This window comes from Pseudooceanicola nanhaiensis (genome assembly GCF_020171315.1).
Classification (GTDB): Bacteria; Pseudomonadota; Alphaproteobacteria; order Rhodobacterales; family Rhodobacteraceae; genus Pseudooceanicola; species Pseudooceanicola nanhaiensis_A.
This window is the reverse complement of the sequence record NZ_JAIUZP010000012.1, coordinates 125,325-142,959: the sequence shown is the minus strand read 5'-3', so window position 1 is coordinate 142,959 and position 17,635 is coordinate 125,325. Positions and strand designations below refer to the sequence as shown.

Here is a 17,635-nt window from a genome sequence, read left to right as displayed (position 1 = left end):
GCACGACGTCGCACGCCCCATGGACCCGGGCAACTATGACCGACCCTCAGTCGAGGTCTTCAACGACGATCCGATCCTCGGCCACGCCAAGGTCTTCGAGTGCCGCGGTGACGTCCGCGATCATCGGCTCCGGTCCGCAGACATAGTAATGCCCGATGTCGGGCTTGATGCGGGTCGCCAGGAAATCGCGGTCGATCCTCTCGGTCAGGACGCCCTCGCCGGGGTTGGCCTCGTCGGTCACCGTGAAGATCGTCTCCAGCCCCTCCATCGCCTCCAGTTCGCGCCGCAGGATGATGTCGGCCTCGGTGCTGTTGGAGAAGATCAGCGTGCAGCCCGCCAACGTCCCGTGGATCTCAAGCCGCCGGCGCAGCACGGCGAGGAAGGGCGTGATGCCTGCCCCGCCGGCGATGAACCAGCCCGGGCCTTCGTCGTGGATCGCGCCCCAGGGCGAGGAGATGATCACCTTGTCGCCCGGCTCCATCTTGCCAATCTGCTCGGTGACGCCGTCATGCTCCGGGTAGGACTTGATCACGAAGTCGAGGCAGGTCTCATCCGGCAGGCTGACGAAGGTGAAGGGCCGGGTCTCGTCGCGCCAGCCATCCTTGTCGAGCGCCATGTCCACCGCCTGTCCGGGGGTGAAGTCGAAGCCCTCCGGCCGGCGGAAGCGCAGGCGGTGGGTGTCGGGGGTGACAGGTTCGATATGTTGCAGCGTGAGCGTATGGGTCATGGGATGCCTCCTTTGCAGGAAGAACCCGCCGCCGGGCGCCATGGTTCCCGGCCGGACAGGCCCGCGGCCCGCCCGCGCCGTCACATTGCGGAGAGCGCGCCCGGGGCTCTGCCCCGGACCCCGGGATATTTTGAGCAAGAAAATGAAAACTCCCCCGCCCTTTCGGACGGGGGAGCATTTCCTTGCGCGGTCATCGGCGTCCCCGCCTGTACCGCTCTTCCTGTCTAGCGCGAGGAGGTAAAGAAAGGCTTTCGATTTCCGTTTCTCAAATATCCCCGCCGGAGGCCTCGATCTGCCGCGCCTCAGGCCCGGCGCGACGGCCGTGCCAAACGATGGCTCAGAGATTTTCCGGCTGCGGCATGCCAAGCACGTGGTAACCGCCGTCGACGCGGATCGTCTCGCCGGTGGTGCAGGCGCCGGCATCGGAGGCGAGGTAGACGGCGGTGCCGCCCACGGCCTCCAGCGTGGCATTGGCCCGCAGCGGCGCGTTGGCCTCGGTCTGGCGGAAGGTCTTCCGCGCCCCCGAGATGGCGGCACCGGCCAGCGTCTTCATCGGGCCGGGGGAGATCGCGTTCACGCGGATGCCATCGGGGCCGAGGTCGTTGGCGAGGTAGAGCACCGCGCTTTCCAGGGCCGCCTTGGCCACGCCCATGACGTTGTAATAAGGCGTGACGCGGGTCGAGCCCTGGTAGGTCAGGGTCAGGATCGTGCCGCCCTCGGTCATCAGCGGCGCCGCCCGACGGGCAACCTCGATCAGCGAGTAGCAGGAGATCTCCAGCGAGTGCTTGAAGTTGTCGCGCGACGTGTTGATGAACCGGCCGGCCAACTCGTCCTTGTTGGAATAGGCGATGGCGTGGACGAGGAAGTCCAGCTGGCCCCATTCCGATTTCAGCCTGTCGAAGGCAAGATCGAGCGAGGCGTCATCGGTCACATCCACATCGACCAGCAGGTCGACCCCGATGCTTTCGGCCAGCGGTTTCACACGCTTGCCGAAGGCTTCGCCCTGGTAGGTGAAGGCCAGTTCTGCACCGGCTTCGGCCATGGCCTTTGCAATGCCCCAGGCGATGGAGCGATCGTTCGCCACGCCCATGATCAGGCCGCGTTTGCCGGTGAGAGGTCCGGTCATGTCAGGTCACCCGTGATATTTGGACAGCAGCATCGAGCCGTTCGTGCCGCCGAAACCGAAGGAGTTGGTCATCACCGTGTCGAGGCCCGCGTTCTCCTGGAGCGCCGTGGCGATCTCTTCCGGCTTCAGGGCCGGGTCGAGGTTCGCCACGTTGATCGAGGGGGCGATGAAATCATGCTCGAGCATCAGGAGGCAGAAGATCGCCTCCAGCGCACCCGCGGCGCCCTGCGCGTGGCCGGTCATCGACTTGGTCGAGGAAATCACCGGGGTCTGGCCTTCGCCGAAGACGCGGCGGACGGCCTCGACCTCGCCCACGTCGCCGACCGGGGTCGAGGTGCCGTGGGCGTTGATGTAGCCGACCTTGCGGCCTTCCGGCAGGGTCGAGAGCGCGAGGCGCATCGCCCGTTCGCCGCCCTCGCCCGAGGGCGCGACCATGTCGTGGCCATCGGAGGTGGCCGCGTAGCCGGTGACTTCCGCGTAGATCTTCGCGCCGCGTGCGAGCGCGTGCTCCAGTTCTTCCAGCACGACGATGCCGCCGCCGCCGGAGATGACGAAGCCGTCACGGTCCGCGTCGAAGGCGCGCGAGGCGCTGGCGGGATCGTCGTTGTACTTAGAGGACATGGCGCCCATGGCATCGAAGAGGCAGCTGAGCGTCCAGTCCAGCTCCTCGCCGCCGCCGGCGAACATCACGTCCTGCTTACCCAGCATGATCTGCTCCGCCGCGTTGCCGATGCAATGCAGCGAGGTCGAGCAGGCCGAGGTGATCGAGTAGTTGATGCCCTTGATCTTGAAGGCCGTCGCGAGGTTGGCCGAGATCGTGGAGGACATGCACTTGGGCACCGCGAAGGGCCCGATCCGCTTGGGCGAGCCTTTTTCCAGCACGGTCTGGTGCGCGGCGAACATCGAGGAGGTCGAGGGCCCGCCGGAGCCAGCCACGAGGCCGGTGCGCGGGTTGACGACCTGATCCTCGCCGAGGCCCGCGTCGGCAATGGCCTGGCTCATGGCGATATGGGCGTAGGCAGCACCGGGGCCCATGAAGCGCAGGGCGCGCTTGTCCACGTGCTCGGCCACGTCGATCTTGAGCGTGCCGGCGATCTGGCTGCGGAACCCGCGCTCTGCCATCTCGGGCGAAGCCTCGATCCCGGATTTGCCAGCCTTGAGGGAGGCGAGAACCTCCTCGGCGGTATTGCCGATCGAGGAGACGATCCCCAGACCGGTGACGACGACGCGACGCATTAGCTTACTCCCTCTCCCGCCGGGCGCACCCGGGACAGGCGTCTTCCCTACCGGTTCAGGTGGCGGCGGCTGCGAGGCCAACCTTCATGTTCTGAACGGTATAAATTTCCTCGCCGTCCGCAAAGACGCGGCCGTTGGCAACGCCCATCTTCAGCTTGCGGTCGATGACGCGGGTGAAATCGACGACATAGGTCAGCATCTTGCGGGTCGGGGTCACCATGCCCTGAAGCTTCACCTCGCCCACGCCGAGCGCGAAGCCCTGCCCCTGCATGCCGCGCCAGCCGAGGTTGAACCCGGTCAACTGCCACAGGCCGTCGAGGCCGAGGCAGCCCGGCATCACGGGGTTGCCGGGGAAGTGGCACTTGAAGAACCACAGGTCCGGGTGGATGTCGAACTCGGCCACGATATGACCCTTGCCGTGCTCACCGCCGTCGGCGCTGACCTCGGTGATCCGGTCCATCATCAGCATCGGAGGTTCCGGCAACTGCGCGTTGCCCGGACCGAAGAGTTCGCCCCGTGCGCATTTCAGCAGGTCGTCCTTGTCGAAGCTGGTCGGATAATCGGCCATTCAGGCGCGCCCCCTCGTCTCTATCCCAAATTTCACGCCCCCTCTATCATCGCAAAAACCAGCCTTGCAAGGGCGCAAAAATGCCGCGGCGTCAGGGCCACTTCCGGGAATTGGATTGAAATTCCTCTGGTTCCGGCCCTATATATTGCCCTGCAATGGATGGGAAACAAGACAGCATGGCGCCGGAAGCCTCTCTTCGCGGTACGGAATGGCTCAACGGTGCCGGACTGCGTCCGACCCGGCAACGCGTGGCGTTGGCGGCTTTGCTCGTGGGCGATGGCCGCAACCGGCATGTCACGGCGGAAAGCCTCTATGCCTCTGCCATGGACCATGGGCAGTCGGTTTCCCTTGCCACCGTCTACAACACGCTGCGCGCCTTCTGCGACGCGGGCCTGATGCGCGAGATCACGGTGGACGGGTCGAAGAGCTACTTCGACACCAACATGCACGATCACCCTCATTTCTTCTGGGAAGACGACGGGGCGCTGACCGATGCGCCCTCTGACGAACTTGTCATCTCGCGGCTGCCGAAGGCCCCCGAAGGGGCGGAGGTGGCCAAGGTCGACGTGGTCATCCGGCTGCGGCGGCGCTGAGGGGGCTGCCTGCCCCCCGCCGCTGACGCGGCACCCCCCGGGGATATTTCCGAACAGTGGATGAGATGAGGGGCCGCGCGGGCGCCGCCCCTGAGGGCTCAGACCTCGCGGATGCGGTCGCGCTGTGCCTTGACCCCGTCCTCGAACCCCTCCGCATCGCCGTAATCGAGGAAGCCGTCGTAGTGGCGGTGACGGGCCCGCACCCGGGCCGCGTGCTTGATCGGGCACCAGAAGGCCTCGGTCCGTCCTGCGATTTCCGTGACATAGGCCAGCAGCCCGTTGCAGTAGCCACAATAGGCGCAGTTCAGTTTCTGCAGCCCGTTCAGATAGGCGAGGTGATGGCGGTCGATGCGTATGTAGTCGCGGCGCGTGACCTTCGGGATGCCGTAGGCCGGGAAGCAGATCGCCTGGTAGAGCGTCACGAAGAGGTCGAGCAGCGCGAAGGGCACGATCAGGGCATAGATCACCGGTGCGGTGATCACGTAGCGCAGGCGGGTCCGGGCGAGGAAGGTGGAGAGCCGGACACGCAGGGCCCGGTGGTGCCGGCGCACGCCCTCTTCCCAGACGATGCGGCCGTTCTCGATCCGGTAGCGCAGTTCCTCGCGGCGGCGGGCGACGCTCTCCTCGATCTGGTCGTGAAGCTCTGCGATCTGGTGCTGCACCTCGGCGATCTGGGCGCGCAGGCGCTCGGCGGGACGGGACATGGGAACCCTCGTGGATGGTTGAACCGCTGATGACAGCTTAGCCCCCGGACCGGCGCTGTCACGGGGTCTTGCGCCGGGGCCCGGATCACGAGACCGGCAGACCGGGGCTTGGACACACGATTTCGGGGCCTTCCCCCCCTGTCGGCCCCGTGGCAGGGTGCACGCCATGCGGGTGCGGCACGGCACCTGCGGACTGAGCCGAGGGAGGGACTCATGCCGATCACATGCTGCATCTTCGACGCCTATGGCACGCTTTTCGACGTAGCCGCCGCCGCGCGGGACCTGTCTGCCACGGGGCGGTTTCCGGCGCTGGCCGAGACATGGCCCGCACTGGCAGAGCACTGGCGCATCAAGCAGCTGTCCTATTCCTGGCTGCGCGCCGTGTCTGGCGAGCATACCGATTTCTGGCAGGTCACCGGCGAGGCGCTCGACTGGTCGCTGGAGGCCACCGGGCTGGACGGCGACGCCGAGATGCGCGCCGCGCTGATGGCGCTTTACCATGAACTGGCCTGTTTCCCGGAGGTGCCCGCGATGCTGGCCACCCTGAAGGGACGCGGCCAGCGGCTTGGCATCCTGTCGAACGGCAGCCCGCCGATGCTGGAGGGGGCCGTGGGCTCCGCCGGGATCGGCGATCTGCTCGAGGCCGTGCTCTCGGTCGAGAGTGTCGGTGTCTTCAAGCCCGCCCGCGCGGTCTATGACCTCGTGGGGCAGGCCTATGGCGTGCCAAAGGAGGAGGTGCTCTTCGTCTCGTCCAATGGCTGGGACGCCGCCGCGGGCGCCGCCTATGGCTTCACCACCGCCTGGGTGAACCGCAAGGGCGAGCCGCTCGACCGGTTGCCCGGCCGCCCGCACCATGTCCTGACCGATCTTGCCACCCTGCCCGACCTGGAGGTCTTCTGATGCCCCGTTTCACTGCCCCTGACGGCCTGTCCCTGCACTACGAGGACGAAGGCACCGGCCTGCCGCTGCTGTGCCTCTCCGGCCTGACGCGGAACGCGCGCGACTTCGACTATGTCGCTCCGCATCTGGAGGGCGTGCGGATGATCCGCCTCGATTACCGCGGGCGCGGCCAGTCCGACTGGGGCGATTACAAGACCTATACCGTGCCGGTCGAGGCAAAGGACGCGCTCGCCCTGCTCGATCACCTCGGGCTGGAGAAGGTGGCGATCCTCGGCACCTCGCGCGGCGGGATCATCGCCATGCTGCTGGGGCTGCTGGCGAAGGACCGCCTGCTGGGCGTGGCCATGAACGACATCGGGCCCGAGCTGAACCCCGCCGGGCTGGAGGCGATCATGGGCTATCTCGGGAAGAACCCGCCCTTCAAGACCTTCGAGGAGGCCGCGCGCTTCCGCTCCACCCACATGCCCGCCTTCCCGAACGTGCCGCTGGAGCGGTGGCGCAAGGAGGTCACCCATACGAATGTCGAAACCCCCGAGGGGCTGAAGATCAACTATGACCCGCGCCTGCGCGATGCGGTGATCGAGGCGGGCGCCGAGCCCAAGGCCGACATGTGGCCGCTCTTCGACAGCCTGACGGACCTGCCGCTGGCGGTGATCCACGGCGCGAATTCGGACTTGCTGACCCATGCCGCCGTGGAGAAGATGCAGGCGCGCGACCCCGACCTGATCGTGGCCCATGTGCCCGACCGGGGTCACATCCCCTACCTCGACGAGGCCGAAGCCCTCGCCGCCCTCTCCCTCTGGCTGGAAAGACTGAAATGAACTTCGACATGATCACCGCCGCCGCCGGGCGGCTGGCGGGCCACGTGCGCCGCACGCCGCTGCTCCATGCGGCCCTCCTCGACGAATTCGCCGGCCGCCCGGTCTACGTGAAGGCCGAATGCCTGCAGCAGACAGGCAGCTTCAAGGCGCGCGGCGCGTGGTCGGCGATCTCGGCGCTGGAGCCGGAGGTGCGGGCGCGCGGCGTGATCGCCTTTTCCTCGGGCAACCACGCGCAGGGCGTGGCATGGTCCGCGAAGATGCACGGCATTCCGGCAGTGATCGTGATGCCCTCGGATGCGCCGGCGCTGAAGCTGGCCAACACCCGCGCCTACGGGGCCGAGGTCGTGACCTATGACCGCGAGAACGAGGACCGGGACGAGATCGGCGCCCGGCTGGCGGCGGAACGCGGCCTGACGCTGATCAAACCCTTCGATGAGCCGATGGTGATCGCCGGTCAGGGCACCTGCGGGCTGGAAATCGCCGAGCAGGCCGCCGAGGCCGGGATCGAGGAAGCCCCCGTTCTGGTGCCCTGCGGTGGTGGCGGCCTGACCTCTGGCATCGCGCTGGCGCTGGAGACGACCGCCCCGGGCCTGACGGTGCACCCCGTGGAGCCGGAAGGCTTCGACGACGTGGTCCGGTCGCAGGCAGCGGGCGCGATCCAGCGCAACAACCGGCTGTCCGGCTCGATCTGCGACGCGATCATCACGCCGCAGCCCGGCAACCTGACCTGGCCGCACATCCAGCGGCTCTGCGGCGCCGGCCTCGTGGTCAGCGAGGACGAGACGCTGATGGCCATGGCCCAGGCCTTCCTGCGGCTCAAGATCGTGGGCGAACCGGGCGGTGCCGTGGCGCTGGCCGCGGCGCTCACCAAGGCCCCCGGCACCGGCCCGGTGATCGCCGTCATGTCGGGCGGCAACGTCGATCCGGCGATGTTCGCGCGCGCCCTGTCCCTGCTGGACTGAAGGCTCCAGCCGATTCGCCCCGTCGCCGCCCACGCGGCGGCGGGGCGCAGACCAGACGGCGGGCCATCGGCAAAAAAGGGGCTCGATACGCCTGTCCCCCCTCAACCGGGGGTTATCCCCAGCAAAGTGACGCTCATTGGCATCGAATTTGCCACCTTCCCTTGATCTCGAACGAATACCGTCATTTTATGGGGGTGTCAGTGTTCACCGGTCACGCCCGTTTGCCAGACCCCCAAGCCCGAGATCCTGTCGTGCCTGCCGTTGTGATGCTTCTCGCCGCCCCGATTGCCATGGCCCTTCTCCTTGCGGAAACCCATTTGCTTGGATGGGCTTGGTCGACGGTCGGTCTGCTCTACGTTGCAAAAGCCACCCTGCTGCCGCTCGGCCTGTTTCTGGCGATTTCGGCACGGAGTTTGCGGGAAAAATAGGCGGAACGCCCCGTCGCAGGCCTCTTACAAAGCTTGCGCGCAACGATTCGCACCTGTATTCTGAAGGCCGCGACGTCGCCTTTATCGACCACCTGCTCCGACCCGGCTCAGTCACTCGATTTTGTTAAGACTTAGCCGACCTGCCGCAATCCCGCGGGCAGTTTTTGTAAGGAGCACGACGATGGCCACCGGCACCGTCAAATGGTTCAACACCACCAAAGGGTACGGCTTCATCGCCCCCGAAGGTGGCAGCAAGGACGTTTTCGTCCACATCTCTGCAGTCGAGCGTTCGGGTCTGACCGGCCTCGCCGACAACCAGAAAGTGTCGTTCGACATCCAGCCCGGCCGTGACGGCCGCGAGTCGGCTGTGAACCTGGCACTGCTCTGATCCGGCATCTGCCGACAGAGAACGTGATTACGGGCCCCGCGGGGCCCGTTTTCTTTTGCGCTATGCCCTGCATCCCGCCGCGCGGGGCGCGGAGGGCCGCTTATTCTACCTGCTCGATCAGCGCCTGCACCTGCGGCCCGATCCGGGCCACGATCCGCGCCACGCCCTCGCCCGTCGGATGGATGCCATCGGCCTGCATGTAGGGCGCATAGGCGCCGGGATCGGCCTCCTCCGACAGCCCGGCAAAGAAGCTGGGGATCAGGATCGCGCCATAGGCCTCGGCCAGTTCGGGATAGAGCGCGTCGAAATCGCGCTTGTAGCCCTCGCCGTAGTTCCGCGCCGCCTGAAAGCCCACCAGCATCATCGGCAGGCCACGGGCCTGCCCGACCTTGAGGATGCCCTCGATATTGGCCCGCGTGACCGCCGGGTCGATCCCGCGCAGCAGGTCGTTGCCGCCCAGTTCCACGATCATCGCGTCGACCTCGGGCGTCAGAGACCATTCGACCCGCGACAGGCCGCCCGCCGTTGTATCGCCCGACACGCCGCCGTTGATCACCGTCACCTCCGCGCCCTGATCGCGCAGCCAACCCTGTAACTGAGGTACGAAGCCTTCCTCCGGCGGCAGGCCATAGCCTTGGGTCAGGCTGTCGCCCAATGCCAGTATCGTGACCTCTGCCTGCGCTTCACGGGCGGACAAGGGGCTGAGGATTAGGCACAATCCGAGGGAAATCGCGCCCGCAGCGGCCTTGGCCCCGCGGAACCGGCCCCCATATGAGAGGCAGCCCCCGAGGGTGGCGCCAACCGCTGAAAGGACCCCGATGAACGATCCGATCCTGACCCTCGAAGGGGCTGCCCTGTCGCTGGACGGCAACGCCGGACGCGTGGACATCCTGCAGGACATCTCTCTCACCGTCCGTCGGGGGGAAACGCTGGGGCTGGTGGGGCCTTCGGGCTCGGGCAAAAGTTCTCTCCTGATGCTGATGGGCGGGCTGGAACGCGCCACCGGGGGCCGGATCGCGGCGCTGGGGCAGGACCTGACGGCGATGACCGAGGACCAGCTTGCCCGCTTCCGCCGGGAACATATGGGGGTGGTCTTTCAATCCTTCCACCTTATTCCGACGATGACCGCGCTGGAAAACGTCGCCACGCCGCTGGAACTGGCCGGCGTCGCGGATGCCTTCGACCGGGCCGAGGCCGAGCTGGAGGCCGTAGGCCTTGGCCATCGCGGCGGGCATTACCCCAGCCAGATGTCGGGCGGCGAACAGCAGCGCGTGGCCCTCGCCCGCGCCATCGCCCCCCGGCCCGAGATCCTGCTGGCGGATGAACCCACCGGCAACCTCGACGAAAGCACCGGCAAGCAGATCGTCGACCTGCTCTTTGGTCTGCGCGACCGGCACGGGGCGACGCTGGTCATGGTGACCCACTCCAACGAACTGGCCGCCCGCTGTGACCGGGTGATCCGCCTGCGCGACGGTCATGTCAGCCCGCTGGCGGAGGCGGCGGAGTGAGCGCCCCTTCCCGGCCCGCTGCCGCATCGCCCGGGGTCCTCGCCGCCCTCACCCTCGCCGCCCGCTTTGCGCGGCGCGAGTTGCGCGGGGGCTTGCGCGGCTTCCGCATCCTGCTGGCCTGCCTCGCCCTTGGGGTCGCGGCCATCGCGGGCGTCGGCATGGTCCGCGCCTCGATCGAGGCCGGGCTGGGGCGCGAGGGTGCGGCCCTGCTGGGCGGCGATGCGGAAATGTCCTTCACCTACCGCTTCGCCTCCGCCGAGGAACGCGCGTGGATGGAGACCCACGCCGCCGCCGTGTCCGAGATTGCCGATTTCCGCTCCATGGCCGTGGTCGACGGGCCGGAGGGGCCCGAGCGCGGGCTGACGCAGGTCAAGGCGGTGGACGATGCCTATCCGCTGGTCGGCGCGGTCACGCTCTCGCCCGATATCCCATTGGCCCAAGCGCTTGGCGATCAGGACGGCACCCCGGGCGCAATCATGGCGCCGCTGCTGGCCGACCGGTTGCAGATCGCCCCGGGCGATACCTTCCGCCTTGGCGAGACGACCTTCCGGCTGAGCGCCCTGTTGGAAAGCGAGCCCGACAGCGGCGCCGATGGCTTCGGCCTCGGGCCGCGCACGCTGGTGCTGCGGCAGGCTCTCGAGGGCTCGGGCCTGCTGGCGCCGGGCACGCTCTTCGACAGCCGTTACCGGCTGACCCTGCCCGAGGGCACCGCCGTCGCCCCGCTGGCCGATCAGGCGCGGGAGAATTTCCGCGACAGCGGGATGCGGTGGCGCGACAGCCGCAACGGCGCGCCCGGCATTGCCACCTTCGTGGACCGGCTGGGCGGCTTCCTGATCCTCGTGGGCCTCTCGGGGCTGGCGGTGGGCGGCGTCGGCGTCTCCTCCGCCGTACGCGCCTACCTCTCGGGCAAGACCGCCACCATCGCCACCCTGCGCACGCTGGGGGCGGAACGGCGGGTGCTGTTCCTGACCTATTTCCTCCAGATCGGCGCGCTTGCCGTCCTCGGCATCGCGATCGGTCTGGTGCTGGGCGCGGTGATCCCGCTGCTGCTGGCGCCGCTGATCTCGGCGCAGTTGCCGATCCCGGCAGAGTTCGGCCTCTACCCGCGCCCGCTGCTTGAGGCGGCGCTTTACGGGCTGCTCACCGCGCTGATCTTCACCCTCTGGCCGCTGGCCCGGACAGAGGACATCCGCGCCGCCGCCCTCTTCCGCGATGCGCTTGGCGGCGGGCGGGCCCTGCCGCCGCTACGCTACCTCCTCACCATCGCCGCGCTCTTCGCGCTGCTGCTGGGGGCCGCGGGGGCGTTTTCGGGCAACTGGGGCCTCACCCTCTGGACTGCGGGCGGCATCCTCGGCGCGCTTGTCCTGCTGACGCTGGCGGGCCTCGGCATCCGCCGCCTCGCGGGTGCGCTGCGCCCCATCTCGCGGGGCCGCCCGCCGCTTCGCTGGGCACTGGCCGCCGTGGCGGGACCGGGGAACGAGGCGCTGCCGGTGGTGCTGTCTCTGGGGCTCGGCCTCTCCGTGCTGGCCGCCGTGGGGCAGATCGACGGCAACCTCCGTGCCGCCATCACCCGCGACCTGCCCGACCGCGCGCCGAGCTACTTCTTCGTCGACATCCAGCCCGACCAGATGGAGGGCTTCCGCACCCGCGTCGATACCGACCCTGCCGTGAGCCGGGTGGAGGCCGCACCGATGCTGCGCGGTATCATCACCCAGATCAACGGCCGCCCTGCCCGCGAGGTCGCGGGCGATCACTGGGTGCTGCGCGGCGACCGGGGCGTGACTTATTCCGCGGCCCGCCCCGAGGGCACCAAGATCACCGAGGGCGCGTGGTGGCCCGAGGATTACACGGGCCCGCCGCAGATGTCCTTCGCCGCCGAGGAAGCCGCCGAGATGGGGCTGAAGCTGGGCGACGAGATCACGATCAACATCCTTGGCCGCGACATCACCGCGACGCTGACCTCCTTCCGCGAGGTGGATTTCTCCACCGCGGGCATGGGCTTCATCACCGCCATGAACCCCTCGGCCCTCGCGGGCGCACCCCACAGCTGGATCGCCACCGTCTATGCCGAACCGCAGGCCGAGGCAGCGATCCTGCGCGACCTTTCCAACAGCTATCCCAACATCACCGCGATCCGCGTCCGCGACGCCATCGACCGGGTGTCGGAGCTGCTGGGCGGCATCGCCACGGCCACCTCCTATGGCGCGGGGGCAACGCTGCTGACCGGCTTCCTCGTGCTGATCGGGGCCGCACTCTCGGGCGAACGCGCCCGGGTCTACGAGGCGGCAGTGCTGAAAACGCTGGGGGCGACACGGGCCCGGGTGCTGGCGAGCCTCGCGTGGCGATCGGGCATCATGGGGGCCGCGGCGGGGCTGGTGGCGCTGGCCGCCGGGATCGCCGGGGGCTGGGCCGTTTGCCACTACGTGATGGAGACCGACTATGCGGTGATCTGGCCCTCGGCGCTGGCCATCGTGGCGGGCGGGCTGATCGCGAACCTCGTGGCGGGGATGGTCTTTGCCTGGCGGCCGCTGGCCGCGCGTCCCGCGCGGGTGCTGCGATCGCGGGATTGAAGCGACGGTTTTTTGAGTATTTCTGGAAAGATGAAGGAGGGGGCTGCGGTCCCCTCCTTTGTGTGTGTCAGGCCGTGGCGGGCTGTTTCATCCAGTCTTCCAGCACGTCGATCAGCGCCTCGGGGGTTTCCCAGCTGGGCAGGTGACCGGCGTCGGGCAGGATCGAGAGGCGGGCCGTTGGGATCAGCTCGGCCATGAACTCGTGCCGTTTCACCGGGGTCAGCGTGTCGTATTCACCGCAGATGACTCGGGTGGGCACCTTGCACTTGCGCAGCGTGGCCTGCTGGTCGCGGCGGCGTTGCAGGGCGCGGTTCTGCCGCTCGAAGGCCTGCGGCCCGCCATCGCGGGCCATCCGCTGCCAGGCCGCGATGTAATCGGCCCGGCGCGGACCGGGGGCAAGGGCGGCGGCGGGCAGCGCCGCCTTCAGCGCATCGTCGAGCCGCCCGGCACGGGATTTCACGATCCAGGGCTCGCGGGCGGCGGCCTCCTGCGGGGTGTCGGCCAGCGGGGTGCAGGAGATCAGCGCGAGGCGCAGCACGCGATCCGGCGCGCGGCGCAGGATCTCCATCGCCACCGCCCCGCCGAAGCCGTAGCCGCAGAGAGCGAAGCGCGCGGGCAGCTGGCTGAGCAGCTCGGAGGCGATCTCCTCCATCCGCTCGCCCTGTCCCACGGGGGCCACGCTGACCACACGCCTGCGCCCCATCACCGTGGCCTGCTGGGCAAAGAGCCTCAGGTCGCAGCCGAGGCCCGGCACGAACACCAGAGGGTCAGCCATGTCTTCCATCCCGTCCTGCGCCGTCCTGCGGCGATCCCGGCCAGAGGACATGGCGCCGTGAGCAAGGTCAATGGCTTGCGCGGCGTCGCGCGCCTGCGCCAGCGGTGCATCGCCGAAACGTGATCAGCCGTCGGCGCGGCTCAGCACATCGGCGATGGCCGCGGTGATGTGAGAGAGGTTGTCGGGCGAGGAGAAGCGGTGATCCGCGCCCTTCACCAGCGTCAGGCGCATGTCCGGGCCCTCGGCCCGCTCCAGCAGGCGCAGGGCCACGGACATGTCCACATCTACATCGGCCGTGCCCTGCAGGAACCGCACCGGGAAGGGCAGCGGCAGGGCCCCGCGCAGCACGAGATGCTTGCGGCCGTCCTCGATCAGGCGCTTCGTGATCACGTAAGGCTCGCCGTACTCGGAGGGCAGCGCGACCTGCTGCACCATCTCCAGCGCCATGCGCTGCGCCTCGTCGAAGCCCGCCCACATGCTGTCCTCGGTGAAGTCCGGCGCGGCGGCGATGGTGACAAGGCCCGCGATCCGCTCGGGGATGCGCTTGGTCATCAGCAGGGAAATCCAGCCGCCCATGGAGGAGCCGACGAGGATTTGCGGCCCCTCGGTCAGCATCTCGATGGCGATTTCGGCATCCTCGGCCCAATCCCCGATGGCCCCGTCGAGGAAATCCTCCGAGCTCTGGCCGTGGCCGGAATAGTCGAACCGCAGGAAGGCGCGGCCCTCGGCCTCGGCCCAGTCCTGCAGATGCTGTGCCTTGGTCCCGGTCATGTCGGACTTGAACCCGCCAAGGAAGACCACGCCGGGGCCCTTGCCTGCGGTACGGTGGTAGGCCAGCTTGCGGCCCTGCGGCGTTTCCAGATAGCTCGGCTCGGACATGAGATCCCCCTGTTTGGGGAATATCTGGCACGATGCGCCCGGTGGCGCAATCGGCCAGCGGCGTCACATCTGCTCAACCTCGCGCAGGGTCATCGCCAGCGCCCCACCCGCAAGCGCCATGACGGCATATCCGGCAAGCGCCGCCTCGGGCCCGACGATCGAGAGGGCGCCGCCGAGGGCACCCGCCAGCAGCAGCAGCACGCCGATCACCGTGTTGGCCGCCGCGGCATAGGCGGTGCGGCTGTCCTCCGGCGCCATGTCCACGAGGTAGGTGGAGCGCGCCTGCCGCACGCCGTGATAGGCGATCATCAGGCCGAAGAGCACCGCCGGACCGGCCCAGACCGCCCCGATCATCCCCGCCCAGTCGAGCGCCAGCCCGACGGCCAGTGCCACGGCGGCAGCGGCCCCGGAGAGCGCCAGCGTCAACCGCGAGGAATAGTCGGAGAGACGGCCCCAGACATAGGAGCTGAGGAAGGAAGCGGCGGCGGAGGCCAGCAGCATCGCCCCCAGCTGGCCAAGCAGCGCGCCCTCCTGATCCTGTCCCGACAGCATCACGATCCACGGCGGCGCGAGGGAGGTGGAGACCAGCAGCCCGCGCACGAGGATGAACCGGCGCAGGTCGGCGTCATCGCGCAGCGCGGCCCAGAGGGCGAGACCCTCGCCCGCGCCCCGCTCGGCCTCGGGTTCGTCGAGCCCTGCGAAGACAAGGGCCGCCCCCAGCCAGAAGACCCCGGCAAGCGCGATGGCGATCAGCACCGGCCCGCGTTCCTGCAACAGGCCCGAGATCAGCAGCAAGGCGAAGATCACCACGCCCGCAGAGGCGGCGGAACCCGCCAGCCCCGTGACCGCGCCGCGGCGGGTCTTGGCGATCGTGCGGCCCTGCACGTCCTTGTAGGAGACGGAACAGGCCGCCCGCGCGCAGGCCAGAACGGCCAGAGCAAGGCAGATCGCCAGCCCGGCCGCCGCGCCCTCCAGCAGCCAGCCCGCCGCCGCGATGGCCAGCGCCGCGATCCCCTGCAGGGCCGAGCCCGCCGCCCAGACCCACTTGCGGTGGGCCAGCGTCTCGATCCAGTCCGCAAGCAGCACCTGCGGCAGCAGGGCGCCTGCCTCGCGGATCGGCACGAGCGCCCCGGCATAGGCCCCGGGCGCGCCAAGCGCGTTCAGCAGCCACGAGAGCACCAGCTTGGGGTCGATGAGGCCATCCGCGACCTTGGAGAGCGAGAGCGAGGCGATGTGGCGCAGCCCGTTGCGGCCCTCCGTCGCATCAATTTCGTCCGGGTCAACACCGGCGATCCGTGCAAAAGCTGCGGAGGCCGGGCTGTGCTGGATGTCCGTGGTCGTCATCGACGGTCCTTTCTGGCTTGCCCGTTTCAGGAACGGCTGGCGGCGCCAGCGGGTTCCCGCTTGACTCCCCTCCGACGACGATTCAAGTAGGGCGCACACCATAACCCGCAACCGGGCGTTCCGTGGGCGCCAAACTGACGAGGAGGCCGATATGGCACAGATCTCCCTCACATTTCCCGACGGCAATTCGCGCGAGTATCCCGCAGGGATCACCGCTGGCGAGGTTGCTGCGGACATCTCCAAATCGCTGGCCAAGAAGGCCATTTCCGCGACGGTGAACGGCGCGCATTTCGACCTTCAGTGGCCGATCACCGGCGACAGCGCGATCGCGATCCACACGCTGCAGGACGAGGTGCAGGCCAATGAGCTGGTGCGCCACGACCTCGCGCATATCATGGCCCGCGCCGTGCAGGAGCTCTGGCCCGACGTGAAGGTCACCATCGGCCCGGTCATCAAGGACGGCTGGTACTACGACTTCGACCGTCAGGAACCGTTCACGCCGGAAGACCTCGGCGCGATCGAGAAGAAGATGAAAGAGATCATCAACCTGCGCGATCCGGTGAAAACCGAGGTCTGGGATCGCGACGTGGCGGTGAAATACTATGAAGAGCGCGGCGAGCCCTACAAGGTCGAGCTGATCGACTCGATCCCCGGGGACGAGCCCCTGCGCATGTACTGGCACGGCGACTGGCAGGACCTCTGCCGCGGGCCGCACCTGCAACACACCGGGCAGGTCCCGGCGGATGCCTTCAAGCTGATGAACGTGGCCGGGGCCTACTGGCGCGGCGACAGCTCGCGCCCGATGCTGCAGCGAATCTACGGCACGGCCTTCACCTCGAAGGAGAAGCTGAAGGCCCATCTGACCATGCTGGAAGAGGCCGCCAAGCGCGACCACCGCAAGCTGGGCCGCGAGATGAACCTGTTCCACATGCAGGAAGAGGCCCCCGGTCAGGTCTTCTGGCACCCGAACGGCTGGACCATCTACACCGAGCTGCAGGACTACATGCGTCGCAAGCAGCGCCGCGGCGGCTATGTCGAGGTGAACACCCCGCAGGTGGTGAACCGCAAGCTGTGGGAGGCCTCGGGCCACTGGGGCAACTATCAGGAAAACATGTTCATCGTTGAAGTGGACGAGGATCATGCCCGCGAGAAGACGATCAACGCCCTGAAGCCGATGAACTGCCCCTGCCACGTGCAGGTGTTCAATCAGGGCCTGAAGTCCTACCGCGACCTGCCGCTGCGCATGGCCGAGTTCGGCTCCTGCAACCGCTACGAGCCTTCGGGCGCGCTGCACGGGATCATGCGGGTGCGCGGCTTCACGCAGGATGACGCCCACATCTTCTGCACCGAAGACCAGATCGAGGCCGAGACGAAGATCTTCATCGACTTCCTCGCCGACATCTATGCCGACCTCGGCTTCACCGGCTGGACGATCAAGCTCTCCACCCGGCCCGAGAAGCGCATCGGGTCGGAAGAGAGCTGGGACCGCGTCGAGGCGGCGCTTGGCAACGCCTGCAAGGCCGCCGGCTACGACTACGAGATCCAGGAGGGCGAAGGCGCCTTCTACGGTCCCAAGCTGGAGTTCACCCTGACCGATGCCATCGGCCGGGAATGGCAGTGCGGCACCCTTCAGGTGGACCCGAACCTGCCCGAGCGTCTGGATGCGAACTACATCGGTCAGGACGGTGACAAGCACCGCCCGATCATGCTGCACCGCGCCGTTCTCGGCTCGTTCGAGCGGTTCATCGGCATCCTGATCGAGAACTCGGAAGGCAAGCTGCCGCTCTGGCTGGCCCCGCGTCAGGTGGTCGTGGCCTCGATCGTCTCGGACGCCGACGCCTATTGCCTCGAGGTCGTCGAGGCGCTGAAGGCCAAGGGCATCCGCGCCGAGGCCGACCTGCGCAACGAGAAGATCAACTACAAGGTCCGCGAGCATTCCGTCGGCAAGGTGCCCTACATCCTCGCCTGCGGGATGAAGGAAGTGGAAGAGCGCACCGTCTCGACCCGCCGCCTTGGCGAGAAGCAGACCAAGACGCAGACCATGGACGAGATCGTGGCCGAACTGGCCTCGGTCACGACCCCGCCGGACAAGCGTTGAACGCGCAT

At 68.0% G+C, this 17,635-nt stretch carries 18 protein-coding genes; 9 read left to right on the top strand and 9 right to left on the bottom strand.

All coding sequences use genetic code 11. From position 1 onward, the window contains the following. Positions 1–46 precede the first annotated feature (46 nt). From LCM32_RS18945 to fabA, 4 genes are all read right to left on the bottom strand, one after another. The gene (locus tag LCM32_RS18945; protein ID WP_224822650.1) at positions 47–727 is read right to left on the bottom strand and encodes an FAD-binding oxidoreductase; all 681 of its coding nucleotides are present in this window, start codon (positions 725–727) and stop codon (positions 47–49) included. A gap of 337 nt (positions 728–1,064) precedes the next feature. Then, positions 1,065–1,853 carry an enoyl-ACP reductase gene (locus LCM32_RS18940; RefSeq protein WP_224822649.1) on the bottom strand — a complete coding sequence of 263 codons (789 nt, stop codon included), beginning with the start codon at positions 1,851–1,853 and terminating at the stop codon, positions 1,065–1,067. Positions 1,854–1,859: 6 nt separating this feature from the next. Beyond that, a complete protein-coding gene (gene fabB / locus LCM32_RS18935; RefSeq protein WP_224822648.1) occupies positions 1,860–3,089 on the bottom strand; it encodes a beta-ketoacyl-ACP synthase I in 1,230 nt (409 codons plus the stop codon). A 55-nt stretch (positions 3,090–3,144) separates the two neighbouring features. Beyond that, positions 3,145–3,657 carry a bifunctional 3-hydroxydecanoyl-ACP dehydratase/trans-2-decenoyl-ACP isomerase gene (gene fabA, locus LCM32_RS18930; protein WP_224822647.1) on the bottom strand — a complete coding sequence of 171 codons (513 nt, stop codon included), beginning with the start codon at positions 3,655–3,657 and terminating at the stop codon, positions 3,145–3,147. Positions 3,658–3,833: 176 nt separating this feature from the next. Between fabA and irr the strand changes: the two genes are divergently transcribed. Further along, positions 3,834–4,250, top strand: a complete 417-nt coding sequence (irr, locus tag LCM32_RS18925) for a Fur family transcriptional regulator Irr (RefSeq protein WP_224822669.1) — start codon at positions 3,834–3,836, stop codon at positions 4,248–4,250. 98 nt (positions 4,251–4,348) lie between these two features. Here irr and LCM32_RS18920 read toward each other — a convergent pair whose 3' ends face one another. After that, entirely contained in the window at positions 4,349–4,954 is a 606-nt protein-coding gene (locus tag LCM32_RS18920; protein ID WP_224822646.1) for a hypothetical protein, read from the bottom strand. Between the two features lie 213 nt (positions 4,955–5,167). Here LCM32_RS18920 and LCM32_RS18915 point away from each other — a divergent pair, with 213 nt between their 5' ends. The 5 genes from LCM32_RS18915 (at position 5,168) to LCM32_RS18895 (ending at position 8,453) form a co-directional block, all read left to right on the top strand. Then, entirely contained in the window at positions 5,168–5,854 is a 687-nt protein-coding gene (locus LCM32_RS18915) for a haloacid dehalogenase type II (RefSeq protein ID WP_224822645.1), read from the top strand. Next, the gene (locus LCM32_RS18910; RefSeq protein WP_224822644.1) at positions 5,854–6,675 is read left to right on the top strand and encodes an alpha/beta fold hydrolase; all 822 of its coding nucleotides are present in this window, start codon (positions 5,854–5,856) and stop codon (positions 6,673–6,675) included. The genes LCM32_RS18915 and LCM32_RS18910 overlap by 1 nt, the downstream gene beginning before the upstream one ends. After that, on the top strand, positions 6,672–7,637 hold the full coding sequence (locus LCM32_RS18905) for a threonine/serine dehydratase (protein WP_224822643.1): 966 nt from the start codon (positions 6,672–6,674) through the stop codon (positions 7,635–7,637). The genes LCM32_RS18910 and LCM32_RS18905 overlap by 4 nt, the downstream gene beginning before the upstream one ends. Before the next feature lie 161 nt (positions 7,638–7,798). After that, positions 7,799–8,065, top strand: coding sequence for a hypothetical protein (locus tag LCM32_RS18900; RefSeq protein WP_224822642.1), 267 nt, complete (start codon positions 7,799–7,801; stop codon positions 8,063–8,065). Positions 8,066–8,246: 181 nt separating this feature from the next. Then, entirely contained in the window at positions 8,247–8,453 is a 207-nt protein-coding gene (locus LCM32_RS18895; RefSeq protein ID WP_222492080.1) for a cold-shock protein, read from the top strand. A gap of 100 nt (positions 8,454–8,553) precedes the next feature. Here LCM32_RS18895 and LCM32_RS18890 read toward each other — a convergent pair whose 3' ends face one another. Continuing rightward, positions 8,554–9,183 (bottom strand): arylesterase, encoded by a 630-nt coding sequence (locus tag LCM32_RS18890; RefSeq protein WP_412070700.1) that lies wholly within the window; start codon positions 9,181–9,183, stop codon positions 8,554–8,556. An 88-nt stretch (positions 9,184–9,271) separates the two neighbouring features. On the opposite strand from LCM32_RS18890, the gene LCM32_RS18885 reads away from it, so the two are divergent. Continuing rightward, positions 9,272–9,961 carry an ABC transporter ATP-binding protein gene (locus tag LCM32_RS18885; RefSeq protein WP_222492076.1) on the top strand — a complete coding sequence of 230 codons (690 nt, stop codon included), beginning with the start codon at positions 9,272–9,274 and terminating at the stop codon, positions 9,959–9,961. Next, on the top strand, positions 9,958–12,531 hold the full coding sequence (locus LCM32_RS18880; protein WP_224822640.1) for an ABC transporter permease: 2,574 nt from the start codon (positions 9,958–9,960) through the stop codon (positions 12,529–12,531). The genes LCM32_RS18885 and LCM32_RS18880 overlap by 4 nt, the downstream gene beginning before the upstream one ends. A gap of 67 nt (positions 12,532–12,598) precedes the next feature. Here the strand turns inward: LCM32_RS18880 and LCM32_RS18875 are convergent, their stop codons facing one another. The 3 genes from LCM32_RS18875 to LCM32_RS18865 form a co-directional block, all read right to left on the bottom strand. Continuing rightward, positions 12,599–13,306, bottom strand: coding sequence for an alpha/beta fold hydrolase (locus LCM32_RS18875; protein WP_224822639.1), 708 nt, complete (start codon positions 13,304–13,306; stop codon positions 12,599–12,601). A 123-nt stretch (positions 13,307–13,429) separates the two neighbouring features. Beyond that, positions 13,430–14,185, bottom strand: a complete 756-nt coding sequence (locus LCM32_RS18870) for an alpha/beta fold hydrolase (RefSeq protein WP_224822638.1) — start codon at positions 14,183–14,185, stop codon at positions 13,430–13,432. Positions 14,186–14,248: 63 nt separating this feature from the next. Then, positions 14,249–15,529, bottom strand: coding sequence for an MFS transporter (locus LCM32_RS18865; protein ID WP_224822637.1), 1,281 nt, complete (start codon positions 15,527–15,529; stop codon positions 14,249–14,251). A gap of 151 nt (positions 15,530–15,680) precedes the next feature. On the opposite strand from LCM32_RS18865, the gene thrS reads away from it, so the two are divergent. After that, complete coding sequence (gene thrS / locus LCM32_RS18860; protein WP_224822636.1) at positions 15,681–17,627, top strand: threonine--tRNA ligase; 1,947 nt, start codon at positions 15,681–15,683, stop codon at positions 17,625–17,627. Positions 17,628–17,635 lie beyond the last annotated feature (8 nt).

What these genes read in the sequence shown, in the direction of transcription:
- LCM32_RS18945 (WP_224822650.1), bottom strand. Translation starts at nt 727, where the DNA reads ATGACCCATACGCTCACGCTGCAACATATCGAACCTGTCACCCCCGAC.
- LCM32_RS18940 (WP_224822649.1), bottom strand. Translation starts at nt 1,853, where the DNA reads ATGACCGGACCTCTCACCGGCAAACGCGGCCTGATCATGGGCGTGGCG.
- LCM32_RS18870 (WP_224822638.1), bottom strand. Translation starts at nt 14,185, where the DNA reads ATGTCCGAGCCGAGCTATCTGGAAACGCCGCAGGGCCGCAAGCTGGCC.
- LCM32_RS18910 (WP_224822644.1), top strand. Translation starts at nt 5,854, where the DNA reads ATGCCCCGTTTCACTGCCCCTGACGGCCTGTCCCTGCACTACGAGGAC.
- fabA (WP_224822647.1), bottom strand. Translation starts at nt 3,657, where the DNA reads ATGGCCGATTATCCGACCAGCTTCGACAAGGACGACCTGCTGAAATGC.
- LCM32_RS18915 (WP_224822645.1), top strand. Translation starts at nt 5,168, where the DNA reads ATGCCGATCACATGCTGCATCTTCGACGCCTATGGCACGCTTTTCGAC.
- LCM32_RS18865 (WP_224822637.1), bottom strand. Translation starts at nt 15,529, where the DNA reads ATGACGACCACGGACATCCAGCACAGCCCGGCCTCCGCAGCTTTTGCA.
- thrS (WP_224822636.1), top strand. Translation starts at nt 15,681, where the DNA reads ATGGCACAGATCTCCCTCACATTTCCCGACGGCAATTCGCGCGAGTAT.
- LCM32_RS18905 (WP_224822643.1), top strand. Translation starts at nt 6,672, where the DNA reads ATGAACTTCGACATGATCACCGCCGCCGCCGGGCGGCTGGCGGGCCAC.
- LCM32_RS18875 (WP_224822639.1), bottom strand. Translation starts at nt 13,306, where the DNA reads ATGGCTGACCCTCTGGTGTTCGTGCCGGGCCTCGGCTGCGACCTGAGG.
- LCM32_RS18885 (WP_222492076.1), top strand. Translation starts at nt 9,272, where the DNA reads ATGAACGATCCGATCCTGACCCTCGAAGGGGCTGCCCTGTCGCTGGAC.
- fabB (WP_224822648.1), bottom strand. Translation starts at nt 3,089, where the DNA reads ATGCGTCGCGTCGTCGTCACCGGTCTGGGGATCGTCTCCTCGATCGGC.
- irr (WP_224822669.1), top strand. Translation starts at nt 3,834, where the DNA reads ATGGCGCCGGAAGCCTCTCTTCGCGGTACGGAATGGCTCAACGGTGCC.
- LCM32_RS18920 (WP_224822646.1), bottom strand. Translation starts at nt 4,954, where the DNA reads ATGTCCCGTCCCGCCGAGCGCCTGCGCGCCCAGATCGCCGAGGTGCAG.
- LCM32_RS18895 (WP_222492080.1), top strand. Translation starts at nt 8,247, where the DNA reads ATGGCCACCGGCACCGTCAAATGGTTCAACACCACCAAAGGGTACGGC.